Below are 17,915 nucleotides of genomic sequence, written 5' to 3' on the forward strand. Positions count from 1 at the left end.
CCTCAGACTCCTTCACAGATGGTGCCACCTTCCTAATTTTGGCCGTGCGCCTAGTCCCTAGATGGGCGTCCGCTCGTGTCCGCACGCATGATCAGATAATAGTGGGAAGCCCCCACGAGGGCATTCGCGGCAAACAGTCAGAGTGGTTGGGTAACATGTGGCCATGCCTGTCGCCCCTTTCAGCCGTCGCCGCGTGGAAATTGTTCTGGTTCCCATCGTGGCCGCCTTTTGCATGGCCTTCATCATTAGTGCCATTGTGCTGGACCGCGACGCCGGATCCTGCCCCACGCCCAACTGGAACAACCAGCTCACCCTGTCCCTGACGGGCAATGTTGAGGCCACGGCCGTGACCGCATGCGCCGGGGCGGATTGCGTTCCGGCGCCCCCCACTTTTGCCAAGAATTCCACGGAAAGCTCGGGGCTACTGACCCACCAAAAGGATGGCTCGTGGCTCTTCAACGTGGCCGCGAACCCACCCAAGTCCGTCAGCTTCCGCGTGTACGACCGGAACTGGAACATTGTGGCCGCGCAGTCAGCCACCTTGAACTGGACCCGTATCTCCGGCAATGAGCGATGCGGCGGACGCATGTCGCCCATCAACGTGGTACTTGACGTCCCCTAGAGCCCTTTCATGGGTGCTCTTTCTTGGGCGCGGCGCTATCTATTCAGACGAAGCGCTACCTGTTCAGAAAGTAAATTAGAACGCCCGCAACCCACGTTCCGGCGGCGAGTGAGGCGAAACCAAACTCTGCCAAGATTCCTAAGCCCGTTGCCTTCAGGGCTGCGACGGAGGACGACACGGCCGGTTTGAACTCTTTTTGGCGGGCAAATTCCGAAAGGAAAAGTCCGACGGCGAAACCCAGCAGGAGCCCCACCACCGGAACCACGAAGAAACCAACCACACCCAGAACCAGTCCAATGACCACAGAACGGCCGGGGATGGAGCGCTCCTTCATGGCCTTGCCCGTCAGGACTGCACTCGAGGCCATTCCCGCCGCCACGAAGACCAGACCCACACCGAATACGATCCAACCTAGGGGCCCACCCACCACGATCGCCCACGTCAGCAGACTCGCTGCGATGAGCATGCTGCCGGGCAGCACCGGCACGATAATACCCACTGCGCCCACGGCAATGGCCAGTCCGCAAATAATGCTCCATACGATCTGTGTATCCATGCCGCAATTCTGCCATCTCTGAGTACCGCAAGATTTTGTTCGTATATATTTTTGGGTATCTATAGCATATATATAACGATGAGAGTAATGTGAAGGTATGAGTAATCCGGAGATTGTCCCCGGAGACCGGGGCGATGAAGCCACACAGGATGTGGCTACTCTCCTCAGCGCTATTACTCTTCCTTCCATTGAACCCTTTGGCACTGACAGTCATCGTCTTGAAGGGCTACCGAGTTCCGTTCCAGCATCATTGTCTTCCCCTGAACCGCCATCAAAACTGGGCGTGGCCCGGGCACATTATGATTCGGCTATAGCAGCCTTGAATGTCCTGAAACGACTAGAAGATGGGGTCGCAGCGTGCAAGGCAGCCTTGGTTGCCCAGCTCATGGGAGCGGCCTCCATTGAGGCGCAGGCCTCGTTCCTGGACTCGTGGCAGGCTGGCATCTACGAATCCAGTGCTCACAGCGAACTGGCGCAGACCTTGTGCATTCCCGAACGCACTGCCGCCGCCTTGGCGCATCACTCTACAGAACTGGTCAACAACCACCCGCTGGCGTTCCAGCAGCTGCAATTGGGCGTCATTTCCGCGAGGCATGCGTGGACCATCGTGGATGAGGTAGAAACCCTATTGGAAACACCGGGCGTCACCTCCGCTCAGATCGCAGCCTTTGAACAACGTCTATTGCGTCTCGCCCCAGGAACTAGTGCCACCAGTTTTGCCCCCAAAGCTAGGCGCGCCAGGGAAGCCACGCATCCAGAAACCATCAGTACCCGCACCAAGGCGGCCCATGCCCAGCGCGCCATGACTTTGGGGCCGGGCAAGGACGGCATGTCCTGGTTGAGCCTCCATCTGCCGTCTGTGGCGGCAGAAGGAATCTGGGTCAAGTGCACTAGAACGGCCCGCGCCATCAAGAACCAACCCCGCGTCGGCGACAACCCTGACGGTCAGAACGGACAGAAAGGACTGAACGAGAACCGAACCCTGACCCAGTTGCGGGTGGACGTCGCAGCAGCCCTCTTACTAGGACAACAAACACTGCCCGGCTTCACTGCGGAGAACCCCGGCGGCAATATGGCAGCCAGCAGCAGCCCCGCCTCCAGCGACAACAGCGCTGCCGGCAGCAGCGATCTGGGCAACTCCGATATGACCAGCACGGAAACGGGCAGCAGCGGTCCGGTCGGCGGTGTCGCCGATCCAGCAGACACGAGGACCCCAGCCGAAACAGAAATCCGCTCAGGCGCAGGGATCTCGTCAGGCGCCAGAGGCCCATCCACGGCGTGGAAAGGGGACGGCTCTGGATACGCCAGGGGTTTGGTGGATGGAATCGCCGAGCACCCGGGTCAGGAATATATGGATCAGCTTGAAGCACTCCAGTCCAACCAATTGGTAGCTGATCCACCACTGCCCGAGGCAACTATCTTGGTCACCGTGCCTTTGCTGGGGGCCTTGGGGATCACCGACGAACCCGCAGAAATGGCTGGTTCCACCACTTGCTCGGGACCGGTCCCACTGGATATTGCCCGCAGGCTCATGGCCTCGGCGGGGAGCTTCCTACGCGTACTCACCGACCCCATCACCGGAGAACCTCTGGGATTGCATCCTGAGCGATATCAATTACGGGATTCAGACAAGGCCGTGCTGCGAGCTCTGACCGGTGGTTGCTATTTCCCGGGCTGCCCCAATCCGGTCATGGATACCGAAACGGACCACCTCAAGGCCTACGGCACCGGTGGGCAGACCATTATGGAGAACCTGCGTCCGGCCTGTAAACGCCACCATGCACTCAGGCATTTCAAGGACGATAAGGACCGGCAGGGAATCTATCGCAGCAGCCAAGATCCGCTCCGGCACAGCCTTCGCCTACGCGGCTGGACTCCCGTTCTGGAACTCGATGGAACGGTTAGTTGGACCGCACCCTCTGGAGCCAAACACCGCGCTCCTAGGAAGGACAGCCGTCCGCCGACTTATCCCCCATGGCTCCAAAAGCGCGTTGACGCCGCCACCAGTCCAGCACCGCCCACGTTTACGCACGCCACCGAATCGACATCCACCTCGATGCCGGCGAAGCCATCAGATCCAGCAAAGCGCGCGAAACATGCAGCGGTCCCGGACACCTCAAACAGCCCGTTTGAACAACTCCTCGTCAGCTACATCAAGAAGCACAACTGCTGAGAAGAGCTACACTGCAATGTTAAATATCGGGCGGCTTCTGCAGATGCAGAAGCCGCCCGATATTTAGTCACTACTATTCAATGTTGCCGTCATTCAGGATTGCGGCTGCTCACCGCTTCCTTTTAGTACCGGCTAGTACCGACGACGGCGTACCAAGCGGTTGCTGACAATAACGCCGGAACCCAGCATCAGGATCATCAGCGCTCCAATGACAGAGGCATCCAATCCCATTGCTCCGGTATTGGCCAAGGCACTTGAAGCCGCAACCACCGTGTTTCCAGCGCCTGTGTCCACGTTGTTGGGCACTTCACCTTCTGCGCAGCCCAAGCTGAAGCTCAACGGATCCATATTTTCTCCTGCTGCATAGAAGTCCGCGAAGGGAGCAACCCCACTTGCAGCGAGTGTGACCGGGACTGCCGTACCGGAGTACAGGGTTTGTGCATCATTGAAGGCACCCTTGGAAAGATCCAAGTTTGCCAAAATAACCGCCTTGTAGGTGGTGTCTGCACCCGGCTTGGAGCCAACAGTTGCCGACTCCAGCGCACGGCTCTGCACATCTGCCTTCAACGTGCCGCTGTTGCCGTCCATCACCAAAGTGAGATTCTGCATGGTCACGGACAGAACTGAACCCGAGCCGTAATCGTGCCCTTGGAAGGTAACAACACCATCAAACGTCACTTCACCGGTTCGCTTCTGAGCGTCGATGGTGCCGGTGCCCTTCGTGAAGGTAAAGAGTGTCTCCCACGTTGCGGGGAATTCGTTGAAGGTGATGGAGCCGTGGGAAATGTTGCCGGTCATGTACTTGCGGAATGATTCCTTGATACCCCATGTCAAGTTGCCCGCCATGACGGTACCATTGGTGCACTTGGCGTCAGCATCCAAGACAGGAGCATTGGAGACCGGAGCGGTTGGCTCCGGCGTTTCCACAACAACTGCAGGGGCAGTGATTGTCAGCTGTGCTGAGGCGCTCTGCACAGCAGAGACGCCAGCCGTTGAATCATCCGCTGCCAACGCCTGTGCCGCGGCAGTTGCTGCAGCAGCCGGGGCAGTTGCCGTGGCGGTGACCGTGTAGCTGCCGGGCTTCTGAGTGGCAGGAACAGCCCATACCAAGGAGAAGGTACCGCCCTCATCAACAACAGCGTCTACCGAGGCTGCAGCCACCTCAAAGCTGAGAGCGTCAAACGCATCGCCCTCATTGTAGAAACTGGCGAAAGCAGGAGCTCCTGCTTTCGTCAACGCTGTCGGCAGGTTCTTGCCGGAGATGCCATCAGCACCGCTGCTAACTGTCTTCGTGTCTACTGCTACCAAAGCAACGCCGGGGTAGCTTTTCAGCTCAGCCTTTTCATCAAGAGATTTGCTGATGACATCGGCCAACAACTTCCCGCCCTTGACATCAAGGCGGAGGTTGCTCAGGGTCACCTGAAGAGCCCCCTCATGACCCACCATGGACACCGAACCGGAATAGCTTGCAACCTTGTTCGTGGCGTTGAAGCTGACTGCGGGGAAGCGGTAACTTCCGTCATCGTTAACCGTGGCGCCACCATCTGTGGTGATCGTGCCCTTCGCAATGGAACTGCCTAGGTAGGTGCGGAACGACTCCTTGACGCCCCAGTCCAGGCTTCCGGTCGCCGGGGTGGCTGTTCCAACCTCGATGGCTTCACCGGCGAGATCAAAGCTCAGTTTGCTGGCCGGTGCAAAGCCACTGCCGTTGAGGGTGACGGTCTTGCCTGTCTCAACCTTGGCTGCTCCGAGAGTCAGTTCCGGCTTGACGGCGGGAACTTCAGGCTCAGGATCGGTGACAACCGGTGCGGACGCGTCAGCCCATGCAAGTTCCACAAAAGCGTCCTGCGAACGATCATTCGCGCGGTCAATCTCAACGTTGTCGATGTCCAGAGGTGAGTTGAACGTGGACACATAGAGGGTGTTGTCAACGGCGGTGAATCCGCCATTTTTGAAAATGGTAGTTACGGAGAATTCCAGGGGGCCAAATGTTCCGTTGGCGTCAGTTTGCACGCGCACGGCATTCTCGTAGTCAGCAGGGCGTGTTTCACCGCCTGGCCCTTGTGCCACCTCTGCAACATAGATCCAGCGGTTGGCCGCATAACCGGAACCGGAGACCATGACTTTACTGTTGTGCTTCAGGCCGGTAGCCGGATCGACGGTCAGAACGGGCTTGGCTACAGGCTCACCAACGGTGACAGGAGCGTACAGTTCCTGCTCAGCATTCACCGTGCCAGCAGCAGGGTAAGTGTAAACACCAAAGTTGCCAGCCTCAGGCCACTCAACCTCAGCTTCCTTCACAACCTTCTTCTGCACCGTCAACTCAGCAGTGAAATCACCCTCAGGCGAAACCTCAACCCACTGACCACGAATCGCACCCTGGTAAGCAGCAGGAACAGCATCCAACGCAGCCTGACTCATAGCCCACGCCTGATCCCCCACCACACGAGCAGAAGACGGCGCACCCTCGGAAGGACGCCACTGATCAGCGAACTTACCAAACACCACATACACACCAGCCGGGCTACCCGCAGAAATCGGCGGACGCGCACCCTCAGGAACAACATTCGCAGCCGGATCAAAACCAGAACCACGAACAACAATCTTCGTACCCTCAACCACAGGACCACTCAAAACAGTGACCCCATCAGCAGCAAACACCTCCAACGCAGGCGTAAACACAACAGGCTCACCAACGGTGACAGGAGCGTACAGTTCCTGCTCAGCATTCACCGTGCCAGCAGCAGGGTAAGTGTAAACACCAAAGTTGCCAGCCTCAGGCCACTCAACCTCAGCTTCCTTCACAACCTTCTTCTGCACCGTCAACTCAGCAGTGAAATCACCCTCAGGCGAAACCTCAACCCACTGACCACGAATCGCACCCTGGTAAGCAGCAGGAACAGCATCCAACGCAGCCTGACTCATAGCCCACGCCTGATCCCCCACCACACGAGCAGAAGACGGCGCACCCTCGGAAGGACGCCACTGATCAGCGAACTTACCAAACACCACATACACACCAGCCGGGCTACCCGCAGAAATCGGCGGACGCGCACCCTCAGGAACAACATTCGCAGCCGGATCAAAACCAGAACCACGAACAACAATCTTCGTACCCTCAACCACAGGACCACTCAAAACAGTGACCCCATCAGCAGCAAACACCTCCAACGCAGGCGTAAACACCGGAACCTCAGGAACGTCAGGCACTTCTGGCACTACAGGTTCGGTGACCGTCAGAATTGCGGCTTCACTGTAGGCAGCGAGCGCCTCCTTCATGAACGCGGCACGGTACTGGTTACCAGTATCGGCAGTCGTAGCAGTGATGGTCAGTGATGGGTTTGTGGCACCAGCAATGTCAGCCCAAGCACCCGCCCCGGCGGCAAGAACCTGCCACTGTACAGAGTCGTAACCGCTCGCATCGGCAGTAAACGTCACCTGATTTCCGGTTTCCACAGTCTGCGCAACAGGTGATGCGGTCACCACAGGAGCTTCAACCGGAACAACGTAGGAAACCGCAAAACTTACGGGATCAAAAGGATCCCCTTCAGCGTAGAAAGAGGCAAACGCAGGAGCGCCACCAGCCGTCAATTCCGTGGGCAGCGCGCTTCCGCTGGCGTTACCATCAGCGAAAGTTGCGCCAGCGCCCAGAGTGGTGAGGTCGACTTCGTCGTAGGTCACCATTGCTTCACTGTCCAAGGACTTGCTGGCCACATCTGCCACGAGCATCCCTCGACCCAAGTCGAGCCGGATGTCAGCGATCGTGACAGCAAGCTGCCCGGCGTGACCGGAGAAAGCTACCGATCCGGCGAAGCTGACGATCTGCGATGCGGGATCCACGGCTGCTGCCTGAAATTTGAAGGTTCCATCAGCGTTACTCATGGCGCCGCCGCCCAGCGTGGTGGTTCCCTTGGCAATGGGCGATCCAAGGTAGCTACGGAAGGAGGCCTTCACACCCCAGTCGAGGCTGCCGGCACTAACAACGGGTGCGGGCGCAGCAGAAGCCGCGGGGGCGGTCACCACGACGGCACCGCCTGTCACGGCGAGAGCGGCAAGAACAGCCAGGGGCCGGCGCCACCACGGTCCGCGCTGGGATGATGTCATGGTCTTCCTTCGTGATCGGGGAGAAATTTTTATGGGGGTTGGCTGGCTCATTTTCCACCTCGACGGCGGGCGGTCATCAGCACTGCGCCGCCGCCTAGAGCCAGCAGCACCGCGCCACCGGCAATGTAAACACCTGTCGTGGCACCGGTTTTCGCCAGGCCATCCTTGGTTGAACCGTTAGCTGAACCATTGGCTCCACCTTGGTCCGCGCCGGCACCTTCAACGGCAGCAGCACCAAAGCTGATCGGAATCATCACGTCAGCAGTGCGGTCGCCACCACGGGTGTGATCGGCACGAGTGGCAATGACACACCCGTTAGGCGCGACTGCCGGATCCTGGCAGTTGGTCAATGAATCGGCGGCGCTAACACTGAGAGTGACAGCGAATGAGCCCTTACCACCGCTCTGCGCGAACGGTTGTGCCAGACCCTGGCCGTAGGTAGGCGGGTTGGAGGAAATCCACAGCGAGCTACCGCTGCCACCTGTCATGTCGACACCACCAAGGCACGGAGAAGCCACCGCCCCCGGACCATTGTTGACGCAGACACCGAGGTAGATGCCCTTGCTCAGATCGAAGCCAGCCCCGCTGACCTGCACGGCGTCGCCTGCAGCAGCCAGGCCAGTGGCCCGGTCTACCGTCAGCGACTGGCCGGTGGGACCGCTGCTGGACGCCGCGAGCGCACCGGCGCCCGAAACCAGCACCAATCCCCCTGACAAGACCACGGCACCCAGCATGCGAATCAGGCCAGTGCGCCCGCCCCGCCGTGACACCTTTGCCGCGTCGCGGCTGGTGATTCCCTTCATGATCCTCCTTGTTGGGTGACCACCCCGGGGGTGGATCACCATGCACGCAGGGCAATGGGCCCATGCGGATGCTCTAACTAACGCGTCATCGCGCTGATTTTTTGGTTTTCTCGGCATATTTGCAGCTGCTTTTCAGCGGACCGTATTACGCAACAAGAAACTGACCTAAAGATAACCTAACCTAGGGTAGGCTTAGTTAAGAAAAATGGCGGTTTTCGGGGTACTCCCGGCCGACATTTACACCCTTGCCGCTTCTCTCTGGGGAATCCATGTCTAAGACTTTTCAGCAGCCCGCTGCGCCCACCCGTCGCTCACGAGCCACGGCGAGCACCTCGGTGGCACTAGCATCGTTGGCAATCATTTCTTGGTTGGTCTCCGGGTGCGCTCCCGCCGTTCCCGGAACTGGCGATCAAGACTCCCCCCAGAGCTCAAATAGCACTGCGGCAACCACTCCCGCCGGCCCCGTTTCGGCCTGCTCCGACGGGACGGCAGGCAAACTGCCCCTCCCTGCCGACTGGCAAGCAACAAACAACTCAACGGACACCGCATCAGCTGAACCTTCAGCAGTTGCCGGCGCCGCAAGCAGCGCCGCCGACGGAACCACAGCCACGAAACCCACCGGCCCCGCCACCGCTGATACCTCCGGGATCACCCTTCCGATCGTGGCTACACCACCAACTCCAGCCCTGCCTACCACCGTGATTTCCTGCGACGATGAAGAAGTCACTGTCACCGATGTCAGCCGTATCGTCACCATCGACCTACATGGCACACTGACGGAGATCGTGCATGGCCTGGGTCTGGGCGCCAATGTCATTGGTCGCGACCGCGCTGCAGACTTCCCCGAAGCCGCAAACGCCACGCTTGTCACTCCCATGGGTCATGACCTCAACGCCGAGGCCATCACAGCCCTGAACCCCAGCGTGGTTCTGACTGACACCACCATTGGTCCGGTGGAAGTCCAGGAACAACTGCGCGCTGTGGGTATCCCCGTGATCTTCTTTGACTCCGCCCGCACCATGAACGGGATCAGCCACCAGATCAGCGCGGTAGCTGGCGCCTTGGGTGTGCCCGAAGCGGCCGTCGAACTCAATAAACTGGTGGGCGCTGACATGGTCTCCACGCTCAGCATGGTTCCCCAAGACGCCAACCCGGTACGCATTGCTTTCCTGTACGTCCGAGGCACCGCCGGTGTCTATCTCATGGCGGGGCCCGGTTCCGGTGCCGATGACATCATCAAGGCAGCCGGCGCCGTCGACGTCGGAACAGACATTGGTTTGAAGCTCCCCTTCACCCAACTAACCTCGGAGGCACTGATCAAGGCCGCCCCGGACGTGCTGCTACTGATGTCCGGCGGACTCGAAAGCGTTGGTGGCCCAGAGGGGCTCTTCAAGATCCAGGGTATTGGCCAGACGCCCGCCGGGGCCAACCACCGCGTGGTTGACGTCGCCGACGGAACCCTCCTGAGCTTCGGCCCGCGGTCAGGCCAAATCATCAAGGCTTTGGCTAAAGCTGTTCATGGGCTCCCCGAATGAGCACTACAGCCTCATCCCGCACCACAGATTCGACAGATGCCACGGCAACAGGCGGCACAGCAGCTGAAGCGACGGCGAACAACGCAGCCACGCTGCCCAAGAGCGCCCGTCGCAAAAGCACCAAAAGCACTAAAAGCACTAAAAGCACCAAGCCCGCCAATCCTTCCCGCCGCACCACCAAGGACCGTCTCATTTTGGGCGGGCTATCGGTAGCCTTAGCCATTACGGCCGTCATCGCCGCCGGAACGGGTCAACTACACGTTGCCCCCATGGAGGTCATTGGTAGTATTCTTCACGGCATCAATAACTGGTTGCAGGGCTGGCTGGATTATTTTGGCACCGGTCTGCGCGCACCCGTTGGCGCCGCGCCGCTTCCGGAACATGCACGTGGTTACGAAACGCTCTGGTCGGTGCGCTTTCCGCGCGTCGTTCTTGCCATGATTGTCGGGGCAGCACTGGCCTGCTCGGGCACCGTCATGCAGGGCGTCTTTGGTAACCCCTTGGCCGAACCTGCTGTGGTGGGCGTGTCCTCCGGCGCGGCCGTTGGTGCCAGCACCGCCATTGTGACCGGCGTAGCGGCCCACGGAAACTGGGTTGTGGCCATCTTCGCGTTCGCGGGCGGACTCATCACCACGCTTCTGGTGTACAGCCTTTCGCGCAGCAAAGGCCGCACGGAAGTGGTCACTTTGGTACTGACAGGCATCGCGGTCAACGCTTTCACGTTCGCCATGATCGCCTTCTACACCTACGTCGCCGACCCCAATGCCCGCGATCAATTGATTTTCTGGCAGCTGGGCAGCCTCAACGGTGCTGGCTGGATCAGCGTCTTTTCCGTGCTGCCTCTCTTGGTAGCGGGCCTCTTCATGGCCTTTTTGGCGGCAGGAAAATTGGACTTGCTGGCACTGGGGGAACGCTCGGCCCGGCATTTGGGTGTCAACGTGGAGCGCCTGCGTATGGGCATGATCGTCACCGTAGCCCTGCTGGTGGGCGCGGGCGTCGCCTTCACCGGAATCGTCAGCTTCGTGGGACTAGTAGTGCCGCACCTGCTCCGGATCGTGGTTGGCCCGGGACACAAACTACTCTTACCAGCCAGCGCATTGGGCGGCGCCTTACTGGTACTGCTGGCCGATCTGGCCGCCCGCACGCTGGTCACCTACTCTGACCTCCCCTTGGGCATGTTGACCGCGCTCATCGGCGGACCTTTCTTCTTCTGGCTACTGCGCCGGACCCGCAACGAACAGGGAGGCTGGGCATGAGTCTGCTCGACGTTTTTCGCGCCCCGCCAACTGAGGTTCCCGAGCCCATGTCACCGGGCGACACGGCCGTTTCCTGCGCCGGAGTGTCCGTGGAGCTGGGCGGCAAGAGGGTGCTCAGCGATGTCACCCTGCCCGTAATAGCAGGCGAGGTGCTAGCCCTTGTGGGCCCCAATGGCGCCGGGAAGTCCACCCTCTTGGCCGCCATGGCCGGTGATATTGAGCTGAAAAGTGGCCAGATTGAGCTCTCCGGCCAGCCGCTGCAGCACTGGCGGGCGGAGGAGTTGGCGCTGCGTCGAGCCGTGCTGTTGCAGCAGGTTCAACTCAGCTTCCCCTTTAATGTGCTCGAGGTGGTTCAGATGGGCCGTGCGCCCTGGTCCAACACCGCAGCATCCACGCACGACGACGAACTTGTCTCCGCTGCCATGGCGGCAACGGATGTGACTCACTTTGCCGGACGACGTTTTTCCTACCTTTCCGGCGGCGAAAAGGCCCGCGTGGCTTTGTCCCGGGTACTCGCTCAGGACACCGGGGTGCTCATGCTCGATGAGCCCACCGCGGCGCTCGATCTGCGGCACCAGGAGCTGGTTCTGCAAGTGGCCAGGACCAGGGCCGCGGCTGGCCGCGCCGTCGTGGTGGTACTCCACGATCTGAACCTAGCCGCCGGCTACGCCGACAAGGTGGCTGTTCTAGAGCAGGGTCAACTGGCCGCCCTAGGCACCCCGGAAGAGGTACTGACGGAGGAACTACTCAGCCGTGTCTATCAGTACGGGATCGATGTCATGGCCCACCCCGTCACGGGTCGCACCGTGGTTTTGCCCCGCCGCTAGAAACTCACTGCTAGTTACTCGCCGCTAGGAACGGGCAGCTAGCTATTAGCCAGCAGCCGGTATCTCGCGACCAGCGGCGTTAGGGAAGAACGCCGGCGGCACTGAGCTGCCGCCGTCGTTCTTCCCCAAAGAGGGCCAAACCCCCAAGAGGGCCAAAGGTTTTTAGGCTCTAGGAGTGCTCAGGCAGCGGCCTTACGGGCAGCGCCCAGGTCCACGAAAACAGCACGGTTGAGCTCAAAGGAATCCGCAGCATGGGCCAAGATGGTGTCCTTTTGCTCGCGGGTGAAATCGGTGGTGTCCATGAGGTTCCGGTAGCCATCCTTGTAGGGCTTGGGCTTCTCGATCTCGGGGAAGGTGTAGAAGTTCAGGCCCTCATCGGCAATGCCGTAGTGGCGCTGAACGAGGCGCTGGATGATCTGACCGCCGGAAAGATCGCCCATGTAGCGCACGTAGTGGTGGGCCAACAGGAACTCGATGGACTCGGCGCCCAAGTTTTCCAGAGCATCGGCGTAGGCGCGGGTGGCCGGCACAATTTCGATCCGGCCATCCGCAAGCTGAGCTTCCCAGTCGGCGCCATGATGGAATGCCATATCGGCCTCCAAGGCTGCCACGCGGGCAAGCTTGGGATCGATGAAGGCGCCCAGCTGGGGGTGGTCAGCATGTGCTGCCAATGCATTCTCCAAGGCGCTGTAAATGACCAGGCTCTGGTCCAGCAGGATGACCAATGCCGCAGCATCCAAGGTGCCACCCATCAGCTCTGCCACGAAGGAGGAATCCTCAGCTGCCGAGTGTGCCGCCGCGGTGTGGGTCTTGAGCTCCTCCGACAGGGCGGCAGGGGTCTCGGAAAGGACGGATTCAACTGCGGGTGCAGACATGGCAAACTCCGTAATTAGGTAAAGGTAACCTTAGCTAATCAAAGATAGTGACACTCTGTCAAGGTCTTAACGACACTGTGTCACTAGATTCTGTGTCACTCGATGCGCTTCCTCTAGTCGACACCCTTGATCTTGACGACAAATACCGCACCAAGCAGTCCGATCACGGCGGCTGCCACATAGAGAGTCACATAGCCACCAAGGAGAGTGACCAGCGGCCACGCGATGATGGGCGCAATGACCTGCGGCAGTGAGTTCGCCACATTGATGACGCCCATATCCTTCCCCCGGTTGGCGGACGACGGCAGTACCTGGGTGAGAAGAGCGAAATCCACTGCCAAATACACGCCGTAACCAATGCCCAGAACTGCGGCTCCGGAAAGTGCCCCGATCCAGGTGGGGAAGAACGCCAGAATCAATGCGGCCAAGGCGATAATCGCCGATGAAGCAATGACAAAGGGCTTGCGCTTACCCACCTTGTCGGTCCAGCGCCCGCCAATCACGGCAGTGATCAGCGTCAAGACTGCGTAAATTCCGGTGAGCACCAAGACACCGAAGGCCGGATCCTCGTGGCGCACGGAGTCGGTGAGGAAAAACAGCAGATAGAGCGTAACTAGATGATTGCCCACATTGACCAGGAAGCGGGTAATCCAGGCCCAGGCGAAGTCAGGGTAAAGCCGGGGCGAGATCCAGAACCCGGACACGAAGTTCAACCATGTGAACGCGGGTTTATCCTTTGCATCCAGCACGGGGTCGTTGGCGAAGAACAAGTACGGCACCATGCCCACCACCAGGCCTACGGCACAGATGATGAAGCCCAGTGAGAAGTTCCCGGAAACCACGGCGCCAATGGCTGCGCCCATGAGGATACCCAACACGGTTCCCATGGATGCCAAGCCACCAATACTGCCACGCTGACGTACGGGAACCTGGTCCGGGATGGCGGCCGTGGTGGCTGCGAGCGCCCCGTTGCAACCTAGTTGCACCAAGCACCAGAGCAGTGTCATGGCCGCGACGCCCGGTGCTCCTGCCAATCCCACGAGGCCAATGGTGCCCAAGAGTGCACCGATAAAAACCCAAGGCACCCGCCGGCCAAACCGTGAGGTGGTCCTGTCGCTGAACGTCCCGAACAGCGGATTCGCCACCAAGGAAACCGCGGCACCGGCGCCCGTCACCAGGGCCAGAATGCCTTCCTTCTCATCGGCGTTGAAATGCATGGCCTGCTGTCCCAGCAGAACCTGGATGGGGCCGAAGAACGCGGCATTGATACCCACGTTGACCAGCACGATCGAGGCCGTCCATCGATGCCGGACATTGATGCTCGGCTCAGCCAATGCCGCGCTGCCGTGCACCGGCGTTACCTGCGCCTTGGCTTCTTCGAAACTCACAATCGAGCTGCCTTTCCGGTAATACTGCCTCTTGCTGGCCTATTTTTCTGTCCTAGCCTACGTGGCGTCCTAGCTTACGAGGCGGTACGACGAACTGCTTCGATAATTCGCAACCCTTCCACGGAATCGGCTGGATCCACTGGGACCGGACCACCATGGAGAATTGCTTCGGCGAGGAGCTCGTGGAAACGTGAAAAATTACCCGGCACCGTTGGTACGGCGCTGCTCCGCCCGTCCCGCCACAAAGTGCCCCATTGTTCCGGGGATTCCACGCCGTACTGAGGGTCGGTGGGGAGCACACCAGCCTGAATCTGAGCTTCTTGCATGTCCCCATCCTGCTTGATATAGGCCGCATTGGAGCCCGAAACGCGCAACCGCGGCCCCTTGTGGGTGGCGTTGAGGTTCATCCACAAGTGCGAGATCACCCCGCTGGTATGTTCCAAGGCCACGAAGGCATCGTCTTCCGCCAGTTCCGCTGGACGGCGTGCGGCCAGTTCTCCATGCACACGAGTCACGGGACCAAAGAGCTGCAGCGCCTGGTCAATGAGATGTGAGCCCAAATCGAACAAGATCCCGCCACCGTCCTTCACAGTGGCCTGCGCCTTCCACGCCTTGGTAATGGTGGGCTGCCAGCGCTCAAGCCGGGATTCAAAGCGCCGAACCTCACCCAGTGCACCCTCGGCAAGTAAGTTCTGCAGGGTCAGGTACTCCCCGTCCCACCGCCGATTCTGGTACGTGGTGAGGAGTTGGCCCTTCTCCTGCGCCAGATCGATCAAGGCCTCACCTTCCACACTGGAGAGCGCAAACGGCTTGTCCACCACCACGGCGCATCCGGCACCTAGTGCTTTGGCCGCCAAAGGCGCGTGGGTGGCCGGTGGAGTTCCCACTACCACTAGGTCAAGCTCACCATAGCTGGCGTCCCTCTCCCATTCGTCGCGAGAGAGTATGCGGGCCCCGGGGTATGCCAACTGCGCCGCGACCTGACGCGCTGGATCCGAGGTCACAATGACATCCAGACTGAACTGTTCCAGAGCCGCAATGGGAGGGGCGTGGAAGACACTTCCCGCCAAGCCGTAACCGAGGACCGCGGTGCGGATTATTTGCGTCATGGATCACACCCTACAGTCCGGGCTAGCATGTGTTGCATGACCTTCCACGCTCCCAAAATTACGTCCCCGCTAGAACCGGCACAACAAGCCTCGCTGGCGCGCACCCTTGCGGACAGCGATGACGTCACAGTGTTCGTGGACGGGACCGCACACCGCCTCGACGCCGGCGCCCGGGAGGCAGTGCTCGATGTCCTACAGCGGCTCTCCCGCGGGGACGCCGTGTCAGTGGCTAGCATCGCGGATCTGCTCACCACCTCCCAAGCTGCCGAGTTGGCTGGCATCTCCCACACCTTTTTGCGTAACCTCACCGACCGTGGCGAGATCGCCGCTGAGTACCGCGGCTCGCATCGGCGAATCCGCCGCCAAGACATCACCGCCTGGCTGGCCCAACAAAAGAGTGCAACCACCGAGTAACAATCGCATCAATGCTGGACACCCCGTGACAATAGTGAATGGCACCGTGACCGTGCGGCGATGTGATCACGGTTGAACACCCTTTGCCCCGCCACCCTTTCGCGCCACCACATTCGGCCATAGCTTAGGTTAACTGGGACATGCGGCCACACCATGCGGTCGCCTGAATGAACATACGGAGGCAGCCATGCGTAGCACCGGCAGAATTTCATTCTTGGCACTGCTAACCGGCGCGGCCTTCATTCTGGGCAGCTGCTCCACCCATCCGAGCAACCCAACAACATCACCAATGCCTTCCACGGCTGTAACATCGCCCGTTCCAACACCACCCGCTCCAACATCGGCGGTGCCAGGGGCCACCGCACCAAGCACCACCACAACACTGCCAGCCACAACACCTAGTGGCGGGGCGAGCGCAAGCCAGCCTCCGCCGTCGGACCAGCCCGCACCCACCGTCATACCTACTTCGGCTTCGGTGACCCTGTTCTTCATTGCCGAAGGGGACGCCGGAATTTCCGGACCCATGGTGGGCTGCGGGGACAGCGCCGTGGCGGTCTCCAGCCAAACCATCACCTACACCGACCCTATAGAAGGCGCCCTGCGAACACTGCTCAGCAACCATGCGGCGCACATTGGCCAGTCGGGCCTCCGGAACGCACTCTCAGATTCCCGGCTCAGCGTAGACTCTGTTGACAGGACCGGAACCACCGTCACGGCACATTTGAGTGGCACCATGAGTCTGGCTGGCGAATGCGACATTCCCCGCTTGGAACAGCAGCTACTACTCACGGCACAGCAGGCAGCAGGCACGCCCGTGGCCATAACTATCAACGGGAAGACGTTGAGCGAAGCGTTGAGTTTGAAATAGCCCACCAGTTTGAAAAACTTTTGATGCCTATTTAGCAACTTTGGTTATATCCTGAGCACGTGAATACTCCAGCCTCGAGCGCCAACGCCGCCGCCGAATCCCTGTCCGAAGAAGCCGTCGATGCCTTGAACCGGGCCAGCGCGGAAAGCCAACCTGTCCCGCCGCACCGACACGAGGTGCTGCTCTCGGCGCGGGCTGCCAATATCAAGCAGTCGGCCGTGCGCGATGTTTTTGAGATTTCCATGCAGCCCGGACTTGTCTCCCTGGCCGGCGGAAACCCATACCTGCAGTCGTTGCCTCTGGAGAGGCTGGCTGCCACCGCCGCGTCCATCATTGCCGAGCACGGCTTGGAAGCGCTGCAGTATGGCGGCGGTCAGGGGACGCTGGAGCTCCGAACCCAGATTTGCCAGGTCATGGCCGCTGAGGGCATTTTGGATGCGGATCCTGAGAATGTGGTCATCACCGCGGGTTCACAGTCCGCGCAGGACGTAGCTGCAAAAGTTTTCTGCAATCCCGGCGACGTGATTCTACTCGAGGACCCTACGTATGTGGGCGCCCTGAACACCTTCGAAGCCTATGAAGTTGATGTCCAGCCGGTCATTGGCGACGAGCAGGGCATCATTCCGTCATTGCTGCGTGAGCGGATCTCAGCGTTGCAGGCTGCTGGCAAGACCATCAAACTGCTCTACACCATCCCCAACTTCAACAACCCCTCGGGCGTCATGCTGGCTCCGGAGCGCCGTCAAGAGATCGTGGACATATGCCGCGAATCGAATATTTTGGTGCTGGAGGACAACCCCTATGGTCTCCTGAAGTTCGACGGCGTTCTGCCGGAGCCCCTGCGCGCGGCCAACCCAGACGACGTGCTGTACCTTGGCTCGTTCTCCAAAATCTTCGCCCCGGGACTGCGCATTGGCTGGGCACTGGTTCCGGCCCACCTCAAGCAGCGCTACTACCTGGCCAGCGAGGCCGTGACCCTGTGCCCACCCACCTTCAACCAGCTCTTGGTGAGTGACTACCTAGCCAACTACGACTGGCAGGGACAGATCAGCACCTACCGCGCCCTGTATGCCGAACGATGCGCCGCACTGCTGGCGGCATTGGAAGAATTCATGCCAGAAGGCGTCTCATGGACCCGCCCCGAGGGTGGCTTCTTTGTTTGGTTGACCCTGCCCGAGGGCATCGACACGTACCCGTTGCTGCATCAAGGGATCGCTGCCGGAGTTGTTTTTGTTCCGGGCGCCGCATTCACCGCCACGGCCGGTCCCAGTAACAAGCTGCGCTTGGCTTTCAGCGCCGTACCTCCCGAAACTTTGCGCGAAGGTGTCAAGCGACTGGCCCCGGTTTTGGCCGAGGCCATCGCGGCGGTGTAGTGGCTGTGCAGT

Annotated in this window: 15 protein-coding genes; 8 read left to right on the plus strand and 7 right to left on the minus strand. The window is 60.1% G+C overall.

The features are described from left to right. Positions 1 to 163 precede the first annotated feature (163 nt). A complete protein-coding gene (locus AB0O97_RS02525) occupies positions 164 to 622 on the plus strand; it encodes a hypothetical protein (protein ID WP_363879535.1) in 459 nt (152 codons plus the stop codon). A 55-nt stretch (positions 623 to 677) separates the two neighbouring features. Here AB0O97_RS02525 and AB0O97_RS02530 read toward each other — a convergent pair whose 3' ends face one another. Next, positions 678 to 1,178 carry a DUF456 domain-containing protein gene (locus AB0O97_RS02530; RefSeq protein WP_363879538.1) on the minus strand — a complete coding sequence of 167 codons (501 nt, stop codon included), beginning with the start codon at positions 1,176 to 1,178 and terminating at the stop codon, positions 678 to 680. A gap of 97 nt (positions 1,179 to 1,275) precedes the next feature. Here AB0O97_RS02530 and AB0O97_RS02535 point away from each other — a divergent pair, with 97 nt between their 5' ends. Further along, entirely contained in the window at positions 1,276 to 3,351 is a 2,076-nt protein-coding gene (locus AB0O97_RS02535; RefSeq protein WP_363879540.1) for a DUF222 domain-containing protein, read from the plus strand. 132 nt (positions 3,352 to 3,483) lie between these two features. Here AB0O97_RS02535 and AB0O97_RS02540 read toward each other — a convergent pair whose 3' ends face one another. Further along, the gene (locus tag AB0O97_RS02540; protein ID WP_363879543.1) at positions 3,484 to 7,455 is read right to left on the minus strand and encodes an HtaA domain-containing protein; all 3,972 of its coding nucleotides are present in this window, start codon (positions 7,453 to 7,455) and stop codon (positions 3,484 to 3,486) included. A gap of 47 nt (positions 7,456 to 7,502) precedes the next feature. After that, positions 7,503 to 8,258, minus strand: coding sequence for a hypothetical protein (locus tag AB0O97_RS02545; protein ID WP_363879546.1), 756 nt, complete (start codon positions 8,256 to 8,258; stop codon positions 7,503 to 7,505). A 269-nt stretch (positions 8,259 to 8,527) separates the two neighbouring features. Here AB0O97_RS02545 and AB0O97_RS02550 point away from each other — a divergent pair, with 269 nt between their 5' ends. From AB0O97_RS02550 to AB0O97_RS02560, 3 genes are read left to right on the plus strand one after another with little or no spacing between them, the layout of a single operon-like run. Further along, entirely contained in the window at positions 8,528 to 9,793 is a 1,266-nt protein-coding gene (locus AB0O97_RS02550) for an ABC transporter substrate-binding protein (RefSeq protein WP_363879549.1), read from the plus strand. Continuing rightward, positions 9,790 to 11,049 (plus strand): iron ABC transporter permease, encoded by a 1,260-nt coding sequence (locus AB0O97_RS02555; RefSeq protein ID WP_363879552.1) that lies wholly within the window; start codon positions 9,790 to 9,792, stop codon positions 11,047 to 11,049. The genes AB0O97_RS02550 and AB0O97_RS02555 overlap by 4 nt, the downstream gene beginning before the upstream one ends. After that, positions 11,046 to 11,876: a heme ABC transporter ATP-binding protein gene (locus AB0O97_RS02560; protein WP_363843776.1), complete on the plus strand. Its 831-nt coding sequence runs from the start codon at positions 11,046 to 11,048 to the stop codon at positions 11,874 to 11,876. The genes AB0O97_RS02555 and AB0O97_RS02560 overlap by 4 nt, the downstream gene beginning before the upstream one ends. A 179-nt stretch (positions 11,877 to 12,055) precedes the next feature. On the opposite strand, the gene AB0O97_RS02565 is transcribed toward AB0O97_RS02560, so the two are convergent. From AB0O97_RS02565 to AB0O97_RS02575, 3 genes are all read right to left on the minus strand, one after another. Further along, positions 12,056 to 12,751, minus strand: coding sequence for a biliverdin-producing heme oxygenase (locus AB0O97_RS02565; protein ID WP_363879555.1), 696 nt, complete (start codon positions 12,749 to 12,751; stop codon positions 12,056 to 12,058). A 113-nt stretch (positions 12,752 to 12,864) separates the two neighbouring features. Continuing rightward, a complete protein-coding gene (locus tag AB0O97_RS02570; RefSeq protein WP_363879558.1) occupies positions 12,865 to 14,139 on the minus strand; it encodes an MFS transporter in 1,275 nt (424 codons plus the stop codon). 74 nt (positions 14,140 to 14,213) lie between these two features. Beyond that, on the minus strand, positions 14,214 to 15,248 hold the full coding sequence (locus AB0O97_RS02575; protein WP_363879561.1) for a Gfo/Idh/MocA family oxidoreductase: 1,035 nt from the start codon (positions 15,246 to 15,248) through the stop codon (positions 14,214 to 14,216). Positions 15,249 to 15,284: 36 nt separating this feature from the next. Between AB0O97_RS02575 and AB0O97_RS02580 the strand changes: the two genes are divergently transcribed. Continuing rightward, positions 15,285 to 15,662 carry a helix-turn-helix domain-containing protein gene (locus AB0O97_RS02580; protein ID WP_363843786.1) on the plus strand — a complete coding sequence of 126 codons (378 nt, stop codon included), beginning with the start codon at positions 15,285 to 15,287 and terminating at the stop codon, positions 15,660 to 15,662. A 129-nt stretch (positions 15,663 to 15,791) separates the two neighbouring features. Here the strand turns inward: AB0O97_RS02580 and AB0O97_RS02585 are convergent, their stop codons facing one another. Beyond that, positions 15,792 to 16,154: a hypothetical protein gene (locus AB0O97_RS02585; RefSeq protein ID WP_363879564.1), complete on the minus strand. Its 363-nt coding sequence runs from the start codon at positions 16,152 to 16,154 to the stop codon at positions 15,792 to 15,794. Here AB0O97_RS02585 and AB0O97_RS02590 point away from each other — a divergent pair. Then, on the plus strand, positions 16,138 to 16,530 hold the full coding sequence (locus AB0O97_RS02590; RefSeq protein WP_363879567.1) for a GerMN domain-containing protein: 393 nt from the start codon (positions 16,138 to 16,140) through the stop codon (positions 16,528 to 16,530). The two genes, AB0O97_RS02585 and AB0O97_RS02590, sit on opposite strands and share 17 nt — an antisense overlap. A 59-nt stretch (positions 16,531 to 16,589) precedes the next feature. Next, positions 16,590 to 17,903 (plus strand): PLP-dependent aminotransferase family protein, encoded by a 1,314-nt coding sequence (locus AB0O97_RS02595; protein ID WP_363879570.1) that lies wholly within the window; start codon positions 16,590 to 16,592, stop codon positions 17,901 to 17,903. The last annotated feature ends 12 nt before the right edge of the window (positions 17,904 to 17,915 follow it).

The sequence above is a fragment of the Specibacter sp. NPDC078692 genome (assembly GCF_040686835.1).
Classification (GTDB): domain Bacteria; phylum Actinomycetota; class Actinomycetes; order Actinomycetales; family Micrococcaceae; genus Specibacter.